We start from the raw sequence: 18090 nt of genomic DNA, 5'->3' as shown, positions 1-18090 counted from the left end.
GCTGATGGCACTTGTTGGATTCGCAACGCTAGCGCGTGCGAACGGGATTCTGATACTGGGCGATAGTATCAGTGCAGCCTATGGCATTGAAAAGTCACAAGGCTGGGTTCACCTGTTTGAACAGTCACTGGATGCGTCCTGCAGCAATCTGGAAGTGATCAATGCGTCAGTCAGTGGCGAAACCACTGCCGGTGGCAAAAGCCGGCTGCCCGGCCTGCTTGAGCAGCATCAGCCGGAGATCGTGGTTATCGAACTGGGTGGCAATGATGGATTGCGTGGACTGTCCCCCATAGCCATGAGACAGAATATCGCGCAGATGGTTTCGTTAAGCCGTGAAAGTGGTGCAACCCCTGTGTTGCTCGGTATGCGGATTCCGCCGAATTATGGCGAGCAGTATGCTCGCTTGTTTGAACAGCAGTTTGCCCAGCTGGCCAGGGAACTGGATGTGCCGCTGTTCCCGTTTTTTCTGGAGGGCGTCTTCGAACAAGACGGTATTCAGAAGGACGGTATCCACCCCACGGCGGATGTCCAGCCCTTACTGCTGGACAATGCCCTGACGGTGATCGGCCCGCTGTTACCCGTTGGTTGTGCGTCCGTGTCAGCCAACACCGCTGACCAACGGGCAGGATAGGGAGTTTGCATGTTTGATCTGGTCTCGCCCTGGCAGGAAGTGCTGGATTACTGGTTTGAGGATGGGATTGAACGGGGCTGGCCCAGTGAGCCGGCCATGCGCAAATGGTTTCGGGCCAATGCCGGTGATGACGCCGAAATCGAGCACCGTTTTGCCCCGATGGTCGATGCCGCACTGCAGCAGGAGCTGGTGGACTGGGAGCGCCAGCCCTTGTCCCGCTTGGCCCTGATTCTGGTGTTGGACCAGTTCCCCCGTCATATTTTCCGCCGAACCCCCCGGGCATTTGCCGGTGACCACCGGGCTGCCACGCTGGCAGTGGAAGGGTTGTCACGACGGATGACCAGCAGTCTGCCGCCGTGTGGCCAGGTCTTCTTTGTCATGCCGTTAATGCATGCAGAAGACGAGGATCTGCATGATCTGTGCGTGAGCTCCCTTGAAGCGATTCAGCAAGAGGCGCCAGGGGCCATCCAGGGCTCTATCGAGGGCCACCTGACAGCGGCAAGGGAACACCGGGAGATCATTCGCCGTTTTGGCCGCTTCCCGCACCGAAACAAGGTACTCGGCCGTGACAGCAGTAGTGACGAGCGGCATTTTCTGGAAACCCACTCAGGGTATGGTCAGTAAAGAGGGCTCAGGTGCCTGATGTGGTGTTCTTGCGACGGATATAGAGTGTCTTGTTCACTCGTGCGACGCACTCACCTTCATTATTGACGATATTGACGATCTCGACTTGCCAGGTTGGCAGGTATTTCTCTCCACTCTCTGTGGCGTCATGTATCGCCCTCAGGTCATCGTCGGTCAACCGGAAGTGCGCATGGACCCGGCCCTTGCCGGGGCGGATGAAGTCAATGTCTGCGCGTTTGTCCCATACCACATATTCCCGCCCGAGTACGTTCATGACCATGAGCATATAAAAGGGGTCGACCATGGAATACAGGCTGCCACCAAAATGCGTGCCGACATAATTACGGTTGAACCAGTGCAGGCCCATTGAGACTTTCAGTTCACGAAAGTCTTCGGCGAGATAATCGACGCGAACGCCGGCCCCAAGGTAGGGGCCGTAGATGTTCAAAAACCATCGCAGTCCTTTGGGGCTTCGCGCAAAGCGAGTCAAAATATTGCTCATGTTATCCGTTACCGGGCTCAAGGACAGCCAGGGCTGCGTGCATACGGTTTTTGGCGTTGGCGCAAACAGCGCCTTGATGCCGCTCCAGCAGCCTGGCCATCTCATCCAGTACTGCGAAGCCCTGACGCTTCATGGCGGCAGGTAACGCCTCCAGCTGCCAGGCGAGGCGGCGTTGGCGCTCGGGCTCGGGCGAGGGCACCCCGGCCAGTGCTTCAAAGGCAACCGCCAGTACCAGATCCTGTTCCTCACATTGATCCCCGGTGGGCAGCGCCTGCAAGCTCTCTTGCATGGCTTGCCACTGTTCCCATTCGCTCATGCGGTCAAGGCGCTCTCTGGCCCGTCGCCGTAACTGCTGCAGCTGACGATTCATGTCTCTGGGCAGGCGCAGATCACTGAAGGTATCGATTTCGCTGAGACTGGCAGATAGCTGCTTCGCGTTGTCACGGGAAAAGGGAGCAACCAGAGTGGATTCCAGTTGCGATAGCGCTTTTTGTGCCTCATCCAGCCGTGCACTTTGCTGGGCTTTTTGGGCGTCGTGCAGGCGATTGCGCTCGTTAAAGACCCGGTCCATGGCGCGCTTGAAGGACTTCTGCATGCCACGATGAACGGAGGGCGGAACCCAGCCGGTAGTACGCCACTGTTTTTGTAGCTGCTGGGCCTGTCTGACGGATTCCTGAATCTGTCCATCTTCGATGGGCAGTGATTGCGCCTGCTGAATAAGACCGTCACGTTGGCTACGGGCCTGTTCGATCCAGTGATTCAGCTTGTCATCCAGATCAGACAGCAGGGCGGAAAAACGTTTCTGCACTTCCCGGTTGTCGGTGAACCGTACTGGTTGAAGCTGCTTCCAATCCTTGGGGGCCTGCTGGCGAATCTGCCAGATGGCTTCCCAGTCCACGTTTTCCCAGCTCTGATTAGCCATGAAGCTTTCGAGTTGCTGGCAAAGCTCCTGTCGCTTTATGAGATTCTGCTGACGCAATGCGTCTTGCTCGGCAAAGTGTGCCTGGCAGGGCAGGTAAGCCTGATCAGTCGCCTGTTTGAATCGGTCCCAAAGTGCCTGGTCTTCATCCTGATCTGAACTCATCAGGGCTCGCCATTCGTCATGGAGGGCCTGTATGGCCGTGGCGAGCTCGGGCGGATCCATGCCGTCGTTGGTCGTTGCCAGCCCTTCCATTTTCTCGCAAAGGGCTTCTTTTTTGGGCTGGGCAGCAAAACGATGCCAGTCTTGTAGCTCCGCTCGGCGTTCGGTCAGTTTGGCCAGCTCTTTACTGAGAACACTGTCCTTCTCTTCCTCAGCGATGGACTCGGCCTTGTGCCACAGGCGGTTGGCATGGCGCAGATTCCCTTTGCTGAGTTCGCGCTTCAGCGCCACCAGCAAACCCCGGTGAGGCGTCGTGCGGGGCTTGCGGGCATCGGGTTTGGGTGACGCTGCGGCGGGTTCAGCGATACCCATCAAGGCACTGGGACGAGGATATTCTGAGGGCCATTGCTGTGACAGTAGCAACAAGGCATCGGCAGATTCTGCTTCGAGCGCCTGGGAGGCCAGCGAAAGCATTTTCTCGAAGGCTGCGACCAGATCGTTGAAACCGCGGGTTTCATTTTCATCGGCAGGGCTTTGTTGATGGGCGCTCTGCCAGCGGCGCTGTTGGGTCGCAAGGGCAGAGCGGAGCTCCCCCAGTTGTTGCTCCCAGGTTTGCGAATCGCTCTGACTCAGCAGCTGATAAAGTGCATGGGCAGAAGCGTCACGCTCGGTCCGGGCGGTATCACGCAGGGCTTCAAGACGGTGCGCTTCCTGCAGCGAATTCAGTTGTTCCCGGCATTGCTGGAGGGCCTGGCTCACGCGTGCAGAGAGGTCCGGAGTCGCATTGTCACGGTGTTGTTGCCACTGTTGCTCAAGTTGCTCAAGGCGGGGACCGTAGAGCGCATCGGCACTGCGCCGGGCATGCTGCTCAAGGCGATCTGCAAGATGAACCACTTTTGCGTTGCGGGCATCTTGGGCCTGCTCTTTCTCCTGCAGTACCCGGGCTTGGTCCCGTGCCAGGCGAACCACCCGCTTGTCACGGCCTTCCCGTGCCAGTCGTTTCAGCGTGGGCAAATCGGAAATCTGTTGGGCGGCGCTAACACGCAAGGCTTCGGTGCGGCCATCGACCGCCAGGCGAAACAGGGCGGATGGATCCCGCAGGCGTTCGATGGCTGCTTGTTGGCAGTGGTCGTCTGGACTGTTCTCGGCGATGAAGCGTAATGCGTCATCGTTACCGGTCAATCGGATCAGCCGTAAACGGGTATCCTGATTCGGGGCATCATCTGTGGTCCCGGCCAATAACGCCATGATCCGCATGGATGCGGCTTCACGTACCGAGGGCGCTTCATCACGCTGGTGAATTTCATCAAGGAGAGACAGTTCAATCAGTCTGCCTGCGGCGGCGGCCCGGACCAGGGCACTGGCATCTCCCCGCGACAGTTGTGCCAGGATCTGGGCGTCGTCACGGGGGTTAAGCAGTTCGATAGCTTTGAGTCGAATGTCAGGGTTGGCATGTTGCCAGCGGGGTTTAAGAAATCGGCCAAACATAATGTCGCGCCCGGTATCCCGGGTTCCTTATTGTGTGAAGCAGATTCCTTCTCCCAGGGTCACTGCTTCATTCGTGAGGCTATCAGCGCGTCCTTCTCGTCCCAGAGGTCTCCAATCCATTGCTGGAAACGGGCGCGGAATTCCGGATCCGATTCGTAATCACCCTCTGAGGCCCAGGCGGGGATCACCCGTTGCTGCACGATGACGTCCACGACTGGCATGGCGCCACCCAGATAGGCCAGCAACGAACGCGGTGCACCCGGAGGGTAGATAATGGTCACATCAAGCAGATTTCGCAAATGTCCTGACATGGCATTGAGCGTAAAGGCGGCGCCGCCGGCCTTGGGTTTGAGCAGGTACTGGTAAGGCGAAGCCTGTGAGGCATGCTTCTTCGCATCGAAGCGAGTGCCTTCGAAGAAATTCATTACCGAGGTGGGGAAGTACGCGAACTTCTCGCATGCCTTGCGGGTGGTTTCCAGATCCTTGCCTTTCAACGAGGGATCACGGGCGATTTCATCCTTGGTGTAGCGTTTCATGAACGGGAAATCCAGCGCCCACCAGGCGAGCCCCAAAATCGGTACCTTGATCAGCTCTTGCTTGAGGAAAAACTTGAGAAAGGGGATGCGGCGGTTGGATATTTTCTGGAGGACAAGAATGTCCGCCCAGGTTTGATGGTTGCAGGTAACCAGATACCACTGATTGCGGTCCAGAGATTCCATACCGGTGATGTTCCAGCGAGTCTGGCTGGTAAGCGCAGCAATCCCGTTGTTGATCCCGATCCAGGTCTCGGCAATAAAGACCAGCACCTTCGATAGCCCAACCTGGGCAGCGTCAAACGGGAAAACCAGCTTCAGCAGGGCAAAGAAGAACAGGACCGGGCAGAGAATCAGGGTATTCAGAACGATCCCAAGAAGAGCCAGTGAACCGCGAATCTTGTGCCAGAAAGTCATAGTAGCGCCATCGTCAGTGTGCCAGTGGCGGATGCTAACCAATGGTGTCGGTGTTGTCCCGTGCCGTTTCGGTCATTCTTTTTATGGACAGGATTTCCCGTAATGAAAAGAGCCGCTATGCTCGGATGCATGAGCGCCAAGGAAAGCCGCTTACTGAGTCTGCTGGTGGTGATGATACTCGTCAGCCAGCCGACAACAGCAGCCGAAGAGCTGAGCGGGGATGACGAATTTTCTGACGATAGCGGACCCAACCCCTGTCGACATGAGCTTGTGTCACAAGGCTGGCTTGACCGTACCCATGGCTGGATGTCCCGAACAGTATGTGGCCCCAGTCGCTGGGTCGATGGATTTTTTGCCCGTCCTGATGATGTCTACGAAGATGCGGCCGGCACCCAGTTACGCATTGTTGGTGCGAACCGTTGGCAAGATAACGACGATGACAGCAGCGAATTCAATATCCGTGGCAAGGTCGAATTGCCCAATCTTCAGCACCGTTTGAGTCTGGTGTTTGATAACGAGAATGATCGAAACGATGAGCTTCGTGATGGTCTCGATACACGGCCAGAAGAAGTAGGGCAGGACGACGGGGGCTTTCGCAGTGCCTTGCGCTGGGCCGCCAACATGCCAGATCGCATGAATGTGGACATCGATGTGGGGCTCCGTTCCGAGCTCACCACCTTCGTGCGTGCCCGATACCGCTGGTTTACCCCGATAGGGAAGAGTCTATGGGCATTCCGGTTTACCCAGAAGGGCTATTGGGAAGACCCTGAGGGCTTTGGCAGCAACAGCCTGTTCGAGTTTGATCGGCCGGTCACCTTGAATACCAGTTTCCGTTTCAGCAGCGAATACGAGCTGACCGAAGAGAATAACGAACTGAACCGTGACTGGTATTTCAACCAGAATGCGCGACTGTACTGGCAGCTTGGGCAACGGACCGGGCTGAGCTACAGCATCGGCCTGGATGGGTATACCGACCCGGTTGCGGCGGTAGAGAATTGGCGTACCAGCATTCGTTTTCGGCAAAGCATCTGGCGCCCATGGTTTTTCTGGGAGCTGGAGCCGTACGTTTACTGGCCAAGGGAGTTTGGATACGAAGGGATCAGCGGGGTAGTTATCAGGCTGGAAGTGCAGGCAGGTCTGCCGGAGTGGGAGCCCCGTAGCAGACCTGCCGCCAGCAGTGGATAAGTCAGTTGGCCCAGCCGCTTTTGGGGCGGCGACCGCCGCGAGAGCGAAGTACAAAGCCAAAAATCATGCCGATCAAGGCAATGCCGACGCCAGTCAACCACATCTGCGACGTGTTGTTATTACGCAGCATGACGTTTTCAGCCTTGACCTGATCCAGTTCGGAGCGATACAGGCTCAGCTCCTCGTTCAGGCGACGGTTGGCCTGATCGAGACGGATAGGGTCAGACGCCACTTCCTGCAACTGTTCCAGTTCGTCGCTGCGAGAGGTCAGGGACTGTTTCAGCTCGCCCGCCTGTTCAGACAATGCATCGCGCTCTCCCTTGATCTCGGCCAGCTGGGTGCGCAGTTTGGCGGCCTCGGCTTTCGCCTGCTCGCTTTCGTTGCGGGCCCGCTCAAGCTGGATCGCCGCCGTGGGCGACTGGCTGAGGTACTGTTTGCCGATATAGCCGTCGATATCGCCATAGCGGATCTTGGCCCAGTCACCTTCGAAGCCCATGAACTCAATCCGGGTGCCGCTTTTGATGCCCCGGTGCAGAATGCGTCCGCTGGGGTTGGCAGCTGCGCGAATCGGCACATAAATACTGTCATCGACCCAGGCTGCCGAGGCGTGAGCACCTCCCCAGACCATAACCAGTGCCAATACGGCAATCACTCGTGCGAGCATGAATCACTCCTCAATATACAAGTCGCGCAGTCTAGAACACTGCATCAGCGTGCGGCGCTACCATAATCACAAATCGCGCCGCAGGCCGTGGCATCTTTGTAAAAAATCGATAATTCCGGGGGGTTAGGGCAGTACTTTCTTAAAGGGCTTGACCTTCACCCCAGCGTAAACACCAGCTTCGATGTAGGGATCGGCATCGGCCCATTGCTGCGCAGCCTCAAGTGATTCGAACTCCGCAACGACCAGTGAGCCGGTAAAGCCGGAATCGCCTGGTTCTTCGCTGTCGATAGCCGGGTGGGGGCCTGCGAGAAGCAGCCGGCCCTGTTCTTTCAGGGTCTGCAGGCGAGCGAGATGGGCCTCTCTGGCCTTCTTGCGAAGCGGCAGGGAATTGGCGACATCTTCGCTGATAATGGCGTAAAACATGGTGTTTCCTTTGCGGTTAACCGTTCTTCTGGCCCATCATTTCTTCAAATGACAGCCCGGTGAGTTTGCTGAGACGTCTGAGCAGATAAAAGAGCGCCAGGGCAAAGATGATCATCGACGGAATCACGATGACCGGATAGCTCAGCGCGGTCATCTTGCCCAGCTCCTCGTTAAACGCTGCCGTGCCGGGCGGGCTTTTCAGAAGCACAATGGCCAATACGTAATTGAGAACCGAGGAGACAAAGAAGGAGCCGGCAATCATCCATGAGGCGACCACCAGGGTGCGCTCGAACGCTTGCTCTGTATTTTTGAAGGCCAGACCCGCCGAGATCTTCTCCAGGTCGAAAAGGGTGTCGTTGTATACCAGTGTGCGCACCAACGGGTAGCGGGTGTACAGCGAGCCTACGGTGGCCAGCCCGAGCAGACCGGGAATGGCGGCTTCTTTGATCGCCATGTACTTGGCATCCAGCTCAAGCAGGCCAATGCCCCCGGTGAGCATGATGCTGACAATGCCCAACCCTGAGTAGAAGTTGATCTTGCGGCTGGTGAGCAGGTCGCGAAGCCCGTATCCAAGCGGGAAGGCCAGGGCGACCACAATGGCCCACTTGGTGCCAAGATAGTCGTCAGTGGACAACTTGCTGAGAATCAGAGTGGGAATAATGATGTTGACCAGCAGGTTGGCCAGCATGCTTTCCTTGCGGGGGTTGGCCGCAGAAGCCTGTTTTTCCTGGGGTGTATTGTCTGTCATCGGGATCCGGGTGTGTATGGCGTGTCACGCCGTGCTGCGTATGACGCATTGCAGGCGGTGATCGGTAGCGCCTGATGGTAGCGGCATCAGCGCAGTAATTCACCCTGCAATATGGTAACTTACCGACCTGTTTTTGACCCTGAGGTTCCCGTGGATCCATCCGCCCGTTGTTACGATCTTCACAGTCACAGTCTTGCATCAGACGGTGCGCTGGCACCTGCTGACTTGGTAGACCGTGCGGCGGACTATGGCGTGACGCATCTGGCGCTGACGGATCACGACACCCTGGCAGGGCTTGAGGAGGCACACGACGCGGCGGTTCGTCGCGGGATCACCCTGATTAACGGTATCGAGCTCTCGGTACGTCACGACAGCCGGGAATTCCATGTGCTTGGGCTTTGGCTGGATACGGACAATGCCCGGCTCAATGACCGGGTGGCAAGCCAGCAGGCAGCGCGGGTGAACCGTGCCCGCGAGATCGGTCGCCGTCTTGACCGGGCAGCCGGGCTGGCGAATAGCTATGAGCGGACCTGTGAACTCGCGGGGACAGATGCTCCGGGGCGCCCCTTGTTTGCCCGTTATCTGGAGCAGGCAGGTCGTGTGCGTAACAGTCGCCACGCCTTCAACCGTTTTCTCAAACAGGGGCAATCCGCCTTTGTGGCGACCCCCTGGTGTACCATGGAGGAGGCGATTGCAGACATTCATGCGGCCGGAGGGCTGGCCGTGCTGGCGCATCCCCAGGCTTATGGTTTTACCCGTAAACGGTTGCGTCAGTTCCTGACGGCATTCAAGTCTGCGGGTGGCGATGGGCTGGAAGTGGCCATGCCCGGGTTGACCCGACAACAGACAGAACTGCTCAACGAGTGTTGGCAACACTTCGATTTGCAGGTGTCTGCCGGCTCAGATTTCCATTCGCCAGAGCAGAAATGGCTGGCGTTGGGGCGTTTGCCCGAGGTGCCTGCAGGTGCGGTGCCGGTGTGGGAAGGGCGCCTGAGGAGTTGATATATGGCACAGCAAAGCCAAACCTTTTCAATGTGTTACCGATAAAACCTAAAGCTGAACATTAATCCTTAACCGCAAGCGCGCCCGACATTATGACTGACGTACTTTACATTCACCCTGAAACTCCCCAGCCACGTCTTATTCGACAGGCCGTAGAGGTGATTCGCGACGGTGGCTTGATCGCTTACCCGACGGATACGACCTACGCGTTAGGCTGCTGCATCGGTGAAAAGGCCGCGCTGGAGCGCTTGATCCGGCTTCGTCAGCTGGACAAAAAGCACCAGTTTTCCCTGTTGTGCCAGGATCTTTCGGTGCTGGCTATCTATGCCAAGGTTGAAAACCCGGATTATCGCCTGCTCAAGGCGCATACTCCCGGCCCCTACACCTTCATCCTCAACGGCACCACAGAGGTGCCCCGTCGTTTGATGGATGCCAAGAAACGGACCATCGGTATTCGTGTGCCGGACCATGCCATCTGCCAGGCCCTGTTGGCAGAACATGGCCAGCCGATCATGACCTCTACCTGCCATCTGCCCAACGACGAGTTCCCGTTAACTGACCCTCAGGATGTGCGCGATTTCCTGCAGGGAAAAGTGGATTTGGTCATCGACGGGGGCTTCTGTGGGGTACAGGAAACCACCGTTATTTCGCTGGTGGACGGTGATGGGCCCGAAGTCATCCGCGAGGGCGCAGGCCCGGTGGACAGCATCTACTGATTCCTGCCTGTATTTTGCACAGTGAGGCATGTTCAGGGCGCTTTTCCCTGTCCCTGAAGACCCGCTTCACCGTATAATCGCGGGCTTTCCCCTTTGACACCCAAGAACGGGCATAAGGAGTCGATTTTGAGTTCCGTGGTTCCCTCCCAGCGAGTTGTTTCCGGCATGCGCGCCACTGGCCGTCTGCATCTGGGGCATTACCATGGCGTGCTGAAAAACTGGGCGCGTCTGCAGCACGAGTTTGAATGTTTTTTCTTCGTTGCTGACTGGCACGGCCTGACCACAGAGTACGAGAACCCTCAAAAAATCGAGCAACACGTCTGGGATCTGGTCATCGACTGGCTGGCGTCGGGCGTCAACCCGGGTTCTGCCACTCTTTTTATCCAGAGCCAGGTACCGGAACACGCCGAGCTACATCTTCTTCTGTCGATGATGACCCCATTGTCCTGGTTGGAAAGGGTGCCGACCTATAAAGACCAGCAGGAAAAACTGCGTGAGAAAGACCTGAGTACCTATGGGTTCCTCGGCTATCCGCTGCTGCAGTCTGCCGATATTCTGGCTTACCGTGCCGGCCAGGTGCCGGTGGGTGCGGATCAGGTCGCCCACGTTGAGCTGACTCGCGAAGTGGCGCGTCGCTTTAACCATCTTTATGGCCGCGAACCGGGCTTCGAAGAAGCGGTTGAGTCTGCCATCAAGAAGATGGGCAAGAAGCAATCCAAGATTTACCTGAATCACCGTCGCCAGTACCAGGAAAAAGGCGACGAAGCGGCATTGGAAACCGCCCGTGCTCTGGTCGACAACCAGCAGAACATTACCCTGGGTGATAAAGAGCGTCTGATGGGCGACCTGGAAGGCGGTGGCAAGGTTATCCTGCCGGAACCCCAGGCCCTGCTGACGCCAGCCTCAAAGATGCCGGGACTGGATGGCCAAAAAATGTCCAAGTCCTACGGCAACTTCATCAGCATGCGTGAAGAGCCTGCGGACGTAGAAAACAAGATTCGCCGGATGCCCACTGATCCCGCCCGTGTGCGGCGTACCGACGCGGGTGATCCGGACAACTGTCCGGTATGGCAATTCCATATGGTGTACTCTGACGACACCACCCGTCAGTGGGTACGGGAAGGGTGCACCAGTGCAGGCATCGGCTGTCTGGACTGCAAAAAGCCCATCATCGAAGCCGTCCAGGAAGAGCTGGAACCGATTCGCAAGCGTGCCGAGGAGCACCTGCGAAATCCTGACCTGGTACGCACCATCGTCGCCGAAGGCTGTGAAGAGGCCCGCGAGGCGGCCCGTGCGACACTGGAAGAAGTGCGCGCCGTGATGGGCCTCAACTACCGTTAAGGCAGACAGGGACATGTCAGAAACCGTAGAGCCAACCGTCACCGACCAGGCACCACCCGCAGGGCAGCACGCCCAGCAGGCGGAAATGCCCTTCGGGCTGGTGTACGGCAAGGCCATCACCAAGCTACCGGACGATCTTTACATCCCGCCGGATGCGCTGGAGGTGTTCCTTGAGGCCTTTGAAGGCCCTCTGGATCTGCTGCTGTATCTGATCAAGCGCCAGAACCTGGATATTCTCGATATCCCGGTTGCCACCATCACCGCCCAGTACATGGAGTACGTGGAGTTGATGAAGGCCATGAATTTCGAATTGGCCGCGGAATATCTGGTGATGGCCGCCATGCTGGGTGAGATCAAATCCCGCATGCTGCTGCCACGCTACAAGGACGACGAAGAGGAAGAGGGCGAGGATCCTCGTGCCGAGCTGATTCGTCGTCTGCAGGAATACGAGCGTTTCAAGAAAGCCGCAGAAGATATCGACGAGCTGCCACGCCTGGAGCGTGACGTGTTCCCGGCCCAGGCCAAACGGCCGGAGTACTCCCGGGAAAAGGCCCAGCCCGATGTGGATATGCGTGAGCTGCTGCTGGCGTTGAAAGAAGTGATGCACCGGGCAGACATGTTCGAGAGCCACCAGGTGTCCCGGGAGAAACTGTCTACCCGCGAACGCATGGCCAATGTTCTCGACAAGCTCAAGGGGCGCGAATTTGTCCCCTTTATCGAGCTGTTCAACCCTGAAGAGGGGCGGCTTGGGGTGGTGGTGAGCTTTCTTGCCATCCTGGAATTGGTCAAAGGCTCGCTGATCGAGCTGGTACAGACGGAATCGTTCGCTCCGATTCATGTCAAGGCCAAGACCCTGGTGATGGAAGAATCGGAAGTGCTGGCTCAACTGGAAATCGATGATGAGCCCGGGTTTGATGACGACGCCCATGATGGAACCGAGGGGTAAGCGTGGACGCTGAGCAGATAAAAAGAATACTGGAAGCCGCGATACTGGTCGCCGAAGGGCCGCTGGACCGTGATGGCATGCTGAGCCTTTTCGATGAAGAAGACCGGCCCAGCAAGCAGGAGCTTGCCAAGCTTCTCGAGTCCATCAGTGAGGATTACGAAGCGCGGGGCATTTACCTGCGCGAAGTGGCGTCCGGGTTTCGTTTTCAGGCGCGCCCGGAGCTGGGGCCCTGGGTCAGTCGTCTGTGGCAGGAAAAGCCCCCGCGCTATAGCCGGGCCATTCTTGAGACGCTGGCCCTGATTGCCTATCGCCAACCGATTACACGTGGTGAAATCGAGGAAATTCGTGGTGTTTCGGTAAGCTCCCATATCGTCAAGAGTCTGCTGGAGCGAAACTGGGTCAGGGTAGTAGGCCACCGGGATGTGCCGGGACGTCCGGCCATGTTCGCCACCACCCGGCAGTTTCTGGATTATTTTGACCTGAAAAGTCTCGAAGACTTGCCGCCGTTGTCCGAGATTCGCGATCTGGACAAGGTCAACGAAGAACTGGAACTCACCGATGTTCCGCCGGTCAATGCTTCGCCTGGCGATGACGATGAAGCGCCAGCAGGTGAAGATGGCCGCGGTTTGCTGGATGAAGAACGTGAACACCGCCTGCCCAGTGACCAGGAGAGCTTCCCGGGACTGGAGCAGGAACCGGATATTGATGAAGAGTCGCTGATGAGCATGGACAACGTGGATGCCGTACTCAGCAGCTTTGAGCAGGAATTCCGTCGCAAGCCGGCCAACGAGACCATCATGGATGGCGAGGCCGAGCCGGCTGCCAGCGACGATGACGAGCAGGCTGAAAGCAGCGTGGCACTTGCCGAGAGCGAGGCTGACAATGCAGCAGGTGCCGAAGACAGTATAGAGGACAGCCAAAACCGTCATGATTGAAACGGAAAAGCTACAGAAAGTTCTGGCCCGTGCGGGCCTGGGCTCCCGCCGTGAACTGGAAACCTGGATCGAAGCCGGTCGGGTGTCCGTGAACGGTAATGTCGCCACCCTGGGAGACCGGGTGGGACCTGAAGACACCTTACGTGTGGATGGCAGGATTATTAAAGTGAAGGCCGAGGAAGACATCGTTCAACGCGTGATTATGTATCACAAGCCCGCAGGGGAGGTCTGTTCGCGAAACGACCCGGAAGGCCGTGCCACGGTGTTTGATAATCTGCCGCGCCTGAATGGCTTGCGCTGGGTGCAGGTTGGGCGTCTGGATCTCAACACTACCGGCTTGCTGCTGTTCACCACCGACGGCGAGTTGGCCCACCGTCTCATGCACCCATCCAATGGCTTCGTGCGCGAATATGCGGTGCGGGTTCGTGGTGATCTGACCGCGGAAAAACGCCAGGCGATGCTGGACGGTGTCCTGCTGGAAGATGGCGTATCCAAATTCGAAAGCATTGACGATGCCGGTGGCGCAGAAGAAGGCGCCAACCATTGGTATAAGGTCACTCTGGTCGGCGGTAAATACCGCGAAGTGCGCCGCCTGTTCCAGTCACAGGATCTCGAAGTGGCCCGTCTGATGCGGGTGCGTTTTGGTGATCTGCGCCTGCCGCCGCAGCTCCGCCAGGGCCGCTGGATGGACCTGGATGAAACCCAGATCAAGAGTCTGATCGAAAGGGTCGAGCTCAAAGGCAAAAAGTACACCGGCCTGTATGGTCGTGCTCGCCTGCGCCATCAGCGCAACGGCAGCAAGCCTCCCAGAAAAGGGCGTCGTGGTCCGTATCGGCGTTAACCTGCGCAGGGTATTGTGCCTGGCGCCGGTTATCGGAACAGGCACGCGGGGCTGATCGTCAGCCCCATGCGCTCTCAACCTTTCCACGCCTATGGAAGTCGCATCACCCGGCCTACCAGTGCTGGCAGGGCGGTTTCCACTCTCAGGATGCGTTGCCCAAAGCCGTGACAGGCAAACCCCTTGTCGCGCAGCATCTCGACCTCATAGTCTGTCCAGCCGCCTTCAGGTCCAATCGCCAGCGTCACGGCGTCTGTCAGATCGGACGGCATGGCGGGGAAGTCCCCCGGATGGGCGATAAGGCGACGACTGTCACCCGCCCAACCATCCAGCACGTCTTCAACAAAGGGCTTGAACCGGGGGGCGAGGATCAGCTCCGGCATTTGGGTATCCCGGGCCTGCTCCAGTCCCAACAGCATTTTTTCCCGTAGCAGCTCGGCTTTCAGATTCGGGGTCTGCCAATAGCTCTTGTCCACCTTCCAGCTGTTGATCAGCACAATGCGTTTAATGCCGAGGCTGGTGGCATCAATCAGGATGCGTTTGAGCATCTTGGGGCGGGGGAGCGCCAGAAGAAGGTTAAGGGGCAGGGGAGTCGCAGCTTCAGATTCAGGATTAAAAGTGAGCTCTACTCCATTGTTTTTAATGGATTCTATGGTTCCCTTTCCGGTGCCTCCGTTAAGGATCCCGGTGCGCAATGTGTCGCCAACCGACAGTTTTAATACCCCGCAAACATGGCGAGCCTGACGATCACTCAAGCGCCACAGCCCATCCGTCAGGGCCTGCTCGGGGTGTAATAGCAGCAAATTCATGCCCGGGATTATCGCACAGCGTTGACGCAAATCACTGTTTTATTGGCTTTTGCGGCACTATGACACGGGAAGCCGGGTTGGTAGAGTGTGCGCCTGTCAGAACAACCGTATTTGTGGAGAAAAGCATGCAGTTTCAGGGTACTGATCAATATGTCGCGACAGATGACCTGAAAATGGCGGTAAATGCTGCCATCGCGCTGAAGCGCCCCCTGCTGATCAAGGGCGAGCCCGGCACCGGTAAAACCCTGCTTGCCGAGCAGGTTGCGGCGTCACTGGGGCTGCCGCTGCTGTCCTGGAATGTGAAGTCCACCACCAAGGCTCAGCAAGGGCTCTACGAATACGACGCGGTCTCCCGTCTGCGGGACTCTCAGTTGGGCGCTGAAGGCGTAGAGGACGTTTCCAACTACCTCAAGAAAGGCAAGCTGTGGGAAGCTTTTACCCATGAAGGTCAGGTGGTACTGCTGATTGATGAAATCGACAAGGCCGACATCGAGTTCCCCAACGATCTGTTGCAGGAGCTGGATCGCATGGAATTCTTCGTCTACGAAACCGGCGAGACCATCAGTGCCAAACAGCGCCCGATCGTGATCATCACCTCCAACAATGAGAAAGAGCTGCCCGACGCCTTCCTGCGCCGCTGCTTCTTCCACTACATCAACTTCCCCGATGCCCAGACCATGCAGGCCATCGTGGATGTGCATTTCCCGGAAATCAAAAAGACCCTGGTCAGCGAGGCACTGGAGATCTTCTTCGATCTGCGCAAGGTGCCGGGCCTGAAGAAGAAGCCTTCAACCAGCGAGCTGATCGACTGGCTCAAACTGTTGATGGCCGACGATATCCCGGAAGACATCCTGCGTAACCGCGACACCAAGAGCGCCATTCCGCCGCTATACGGTGCCTTGCTGAAGAACGAGTCTGATGTGCAGCTGCTGGAACGCCTGGCCTTCATGAACCGCCGCGAAAGCTAAGCCCCATGCTGATCGGATTTTTCGAAAACCTGCGCCGCTACCGGGTACCCGTTACCCTTCGCGAGCTGCTGGATCTGTTCGATGCCCTGCAGGCTCATGTGGCCTTCGGCTCGGTGGATGATTTCTACCTGCTGAGCCGGGCCGTCATGGTCAAGGACGAGAAGTACTACGACCGCTTTGACCAGGCCTTTGCCAATTACTTCGAGGGGCTCGAAACCCTTGAACCAGACTGGCTAAGCAAGGTGATCCCTGACGAGTGGCTGCGCAAGGAGCTGGAGAAGAACCTGTCCCCTGAAGAGTTCGAAAAGCTCAAGGGACTGGGCAGTCTCGAAAAGATCATGGAAGAGCTGCGCAAGCGGCTGGAAGAGCAACAGAAACGCCACCAGGGCGGCAATAAATGGGTCGGCACTGGCGGCACCAGCCCCTTTGGTGGACACGGTGCCAACCCTGAAGGCGTGCGCATGACAGGCCCGTCCCGTAACAAGCGGGCCGTGAAAGTCTGGGAAAAGCGCGAATTTCGCAATCTGGATGACTCGGTCGAGCTGGGTATCCGTAACATCAAGCTCGCCCTGCGTCGGCTACGCAAGTTTGCCCGCACCGGTCGTGACGAAGAGCTGGATATCGACGACACCATCTCGTCCACGGCCCGCAATGCCGGGCTGCTCGATATCAAGATGCGGCCCGAGCGCGAAAACCGCGTCAAGGTCCTGCTGTTCTTTGATGTGGGTGGCTCCATGGACCCGTACATCAAGACCTGTGAAGAGCTGTTCTCTGCCGCCCGGCTGGAGTTCAAGCACATGGAGTATTTCTACTTCCATAACTTCATCTACGAATACGTCTGGAAGGACAACCGCCGTCGTTGGGACGAAAAGGTGTCCACCTGGGATGTGCTGCACAAGTACGGTAACGACTACAAAATCATCTTTGTCGGCGATGCCGCCATGAGCCCCTACGAAGTCAATTCTGTGGGGGGCAGTGTGGAACACTGGAACGAAGAGGCCGGTGCCGTTTGGTTCCAGCGGATCAAGGAAACCTACGAGAAGGTGGTGTGGCTCAACCCCGAGCCCGAGCGCGCCTGGCAGATGACCACCTCGACCCAGTGGATCAAGCAATTGTCGGAAGACAAGATGTTCCCGCTGACCATCGAAGGCCTGGAAAAGGCCATGCGGTATTTGAGCAAGTGAGGACGTCTGATACCTGACGAAAAAGGCCGAACAAATGTCCGGCCTTTTTTGTGGGGCTATTGAGCCTTCCCGTAGGAGCGTCGCTCGCGGCGCGATAGCTACCACCTTTAAAAGGTATGTTTTCCACAGAGATCAATGAGGAAAAGACAGTTTCTATCTCTAAACTCTGTGGTGAAGCTGCTTTTGACCCTGGGCTTTTATCGAGCCGCGAGCGACGCTCCTACGGCGTGATCCTCTTTATCACAGAGCATCCAGCGTAATCACGCGCTCTCTTTAAACTCCACCGCCGCACCGTCAGTCACATGCAGGGTATTGATGTAGTCGCCCAGCGCCTTGAGCTGGGTTTCATCCAGGTCCGGCAGGGTCTTCTTCAGCATCAGGCGCATGGCGCCTTTCACTGCGGAAATCGCTGCGCTGGCCATCTTGCGCAGCACAATACCCACCTGCAGCAGGCGCACAGACTCACTGATATACACTTCCGCAGCCTGGGTGGTGAGCTTATCCAGGGTATCCATGGCCATGGAGACGAATTCCTTGGGGGTGTCGCCGCACAGGCCTGCTGCCACATCGTGCAGCTCCTTCGAGAGTTCGTCAGACACAGGCACACCCATCCATGGCTGCATTTCGCCGTTCACTTCCACATCCAGCATCAGCGAGGCAACGTGATCCGCCATGGGGCGCATCTGGTCGTTGTCCATTTTCTTCAGCGCGGCGTTGGCAATGGAAGAGCCCGCCTTGTTGATGGTGCCGGCGGTGCTGCGCACCAGCTTGGCCATGAAATTCTGCATTTCAAGCACATCAATCAGCTTGAGCAGGAAGCCATCGAGCAGGTCTTCAATCAGCAGGTCAATGGTGGCCATGGCGGCCTTGTTCTGCGGCTCGGAAACGCCGGCGCGCAGGTTGATGATCAGCTTCTCGGTTTCGCTGCGCAGCTCGGCAGAGCAGGGGAAGGCCACAAAGGGGGTGACGGCCATAGGGGACTCCAGGGTCGGTTTGATGTGTTCGGCGCGAGGTGTTGCACCGAGTGACGAGGGAGCCTCTGAATAACTCCTTGC

At 57.5% G+C, this 18090-nt stretch carries 19 protein-coding genes; 11 read left to right on the top strand and 8 right to left on the bottom strand.

Going from position 1 to position 18090, the window contains the following annotated elements:
• Positions 1-4 precede the first annotated feature (4 nt).
• On the top strand, positions 5-631 hold the full coding sequence (locus A15D_RS13730) for an arylesterase (RefSeq protein WP_233192243.1): 627 nt from the start codon (positions 5-7) through the stop codon (positions 629-631).
• A 9-nt stretch (positions 632-640) separates the two neighbouring features.
• Positions 641-1255: a DUF924 family protein gene (locus tag A15D_RS13725; protein ID WP_102792390.1), complete on the top strand. Its 615-nt coding sequence runs from the start codon at positions 641-643 to the stop codon at positions 1253-1255.
• Positions 1256-1262: 7 nt separating this feature from the next.
• Here the strand turns inward: A15D_RS13725 and A15D_RS13720 are convergent, their stop codons facing one another.
• From A15D_RS13720 to A15D_RS13710, 3 genes are read right to left on the bottom strand one after another with little or no spacing between them, the layout of a single operon-like run.
• Positions 1263-1757, bottom strand: a complete 495-nt coding sequence (locus A15D_RS13720; protein WP_102792389.1) for a DUF4442 domain-containing protein — start codon at positions 1755-1757, stop codon at positions 1263-1265.
• Position 1758: 1 nt separating this feature from the next.
• The gene (locus A15D_RS13715; RefSeq protein WP_102792388.1) at positions 1759-4326 is read right to left on the bottom strand and encodes a DUF349 domain-containing protein; all 2568 of its coding nucleotides are present in this window, start codon (positions 4324-4326) and stop codon (positions 1759-1761) included.
• 59 nt (positions 4327-4385) lie between these two features.
• Positions 4386-5276 (bottom strand): acyltransferase, encoded by an 891-nt coding sequence (locus A15D_RS13710; RefSeq protein ID WP_102792387.1) that lies wholly within the window; start codon positions 5274-5276, stop codon positions 4386-4388.
• 102 nt (positions 5277-5378) lie between these two features.
• Between A15D_RS13710 and A15D_RS13705 the strand changes: the two genes are divergently transcribed.
• The gene (locus A15D_RS13705) at positions 5379-6461 is read left to right on the top strand and encodes a hypothetical protein (RefSeq protein WP_233192242.1); all 1083 of its coding nucleotides are present in this window, start codon (positions 5379-5381) and stop codon (positions 6459-6461) included.
• A 1-nt stretch (position 6462) separates the two neighbouring features.
• On the opposite strand, the gene A15D_RS13700 is transcribed toward A15D_RS13705, so the two are convergent.
• The 3 genes from A15D_RS13700 to A15D_RS13690 all read right to left on the bottom strand — a co-directional run bounded on the left by A15D_RS13700 (position 6463) and on the right by A15D_RS13690 (position 8296).
• A complete protein-coding gene (locus A15D_RS13700; RefSeq protein ID WP_102792385.1) occupies positions 6463-7125 on the bottom strand; it encodes a TIGR04211 family SH3 domain-containing protein in 663 nt (220 codons plus the stop codon).
• A gap of 123 nt (positions 7126-7248) precedes the next feature.
• Positions 7249-7548 carry a YciI family protein gene (locus A15D_RS13695; RefSeq protein ID WP_102792384.1) on the bottom strand — a complete coding sequence of 100 codons (300 nt, stop codon included), beginning with the start codon at positions 7546-7548 and terminating at the stop codon, positions 7249-7251.
• Positions 7549-7564: 16 nt separating this feature from the next.
• A complete protein-coding gene (locus tag A15D_RS13690) occupies positions 7565-8296 on the bottom strand; it encodes a VC0807 family protein (protein ID WP_102792383.1) in 732 nt (243 codons plus the stop codon).
• A gap of 150 nt (positions 8297-8446) precedes the next feature.
• Between A15D_RS13690 and A15D_RS13685 the strand changes: the two genes are divergently transcribed.
• From A15D_RS13685 to rluB, 6 genes are all read left to right on the top strand, one after another.
• Positions 8447-9298: a PHP domain-containing protein gene (locus A15D_RS13685; protein WP_233192241.1), complete on the top strand. Its 852-nt coding sequence runs from the start codon at positions 8447-8449 to the stop codon at positions 9296-9298.
• Between the two features lie 92 nt (positions 9299-9390).
• Complete coding sequence (locus A15D_RS13680; protein ID WP_102792381.1) at positions 9391-10014, top strand: L-threonylcarbamoyladenylate synthase; 624 nt, start codon at positions 9391-9393, stop codon at positions 10012-10014.
• Positions 10015-10140: 126 nt separating this feature from the next.
• On the top strand, positions 10141-11355 hold the full coding sequence (locus tag A15D_RS13675) for a tryptophan--tRNA ligase (RefSeq protein ID WP_102792380.1): 1215 nt from the start codon (positions 10141-10143) through the stop codon (positions 11353-11355).
• Positions 11356-11368: 13 nt separating this feature from the next.
• Positions 11369-12301 carry a ScpA family protein gene (locus A15D_RS13670; protein WP_022985104.1) on the top strand — a complete coding sequence of 311 codons (933 nt, stop codon included), beginning with the start codon at positions 11369-11371 and terminating at the stop codon, positions 12299-12301.
• Positions 12302-12303: 2 nt separating this feature from the next.
• Complete coding sequence (gene scpB, locus A15D_RS13665) at positions 12304-13236, top strand: SMC-Scp complex subunit ScpB (RefSeq protein WP_102792379.1); 933 nt, start codon at positions 12304-12306, stop codon at positions 13234-13236.
• The gene (rluB, locus tag A15D_RS13660; RefSeq protein WP_102792378.1) at positions 13229-14077 is read left to right on the top strand and encodes a 23S rRNA pseudouridine(2605) synthase RluB; all 849 of its coding nucleotides are present in this window, start codon (positions 13229-13231) and stop codon (positions 14075-14077) included. The genes scpB and rluB overlap by 8 nt, the downstream gene beginning before the upstream one ends.
• A gap of 89 nt (positions 14078-14166) precedes the next feature.
• On the opposite strand, the gene A15D_RS13655 is transcribed toward rluB, so the two are convergent.
• Positions 14167-14883 (bottom strand): 16S rRNA (uracil(1498)-N(3))-methyltransferase, encoded by a 717-nt coding sequence (locus A15D_RS13655; protein WP_102792377.1) that lies wholly within the window; start codon positions 14881-14883, stop codon positions 14167-14169.
• 125 nt (positions 14884-15008) lie between these two features.
• On the opposite strand from A15D_RS13655, the gene A15D_RS13650 reads away from it, so the two are divergent.
• Together A15D_RS13650 and A15D_RS13645 are read left to right on the top strand one after the other, a co-directional pair.
• The gene (locus A15D_RS13650) at positions 15009-15851 is read left to right on the top strand and encodes a MoxR family ATPase (protein ID WP_022985108.1); all 843 of its coding nucleotides are present in this window, start codon (positions 15009-15011) and stop codon (positions 15849-15851) included.
• Between the two features lie 5 nt (positions 15852-15856).
• Positions 15857-17035 carry a VWA domain-containing protein gene (locus tag A15D_RS13645; protein ID WP_022985109.1) on the top strand — a complete coding sequence of 393 codons (1179 nt, stop codon included), beginning with the start codon at positions 15857-15859 and terminating at the stop codon, positions 17033-17035.
• Positions 17036-17295: 260 nt separating this feature from the next.
• Here A15D_RS13645 and A15D_RS13640 read toward each other — a convergent pair.
• Positions 17296-18090: hypothetical protein (locus tag A15D_RS13640; RefSeq protein WP_233192240.1), on the bottom strand; the 795-nt coding region annotated here is incomplete at its 5' end.

It is taken from the genome of Alcanivorax sp. MD8A (assembly GCF_002888555.1).
Lineage (GTDB): Bacteria > Pseudomonadota > Gammaproteobacteria > Pseudomonadales > Alcanivoracaceae > Alcanivorax.
The sequence above is the reverse complement of the archived record's forward strand: the minus strand, read 5'-3'. Positions and strand labels throughout refer to the sequence as shown.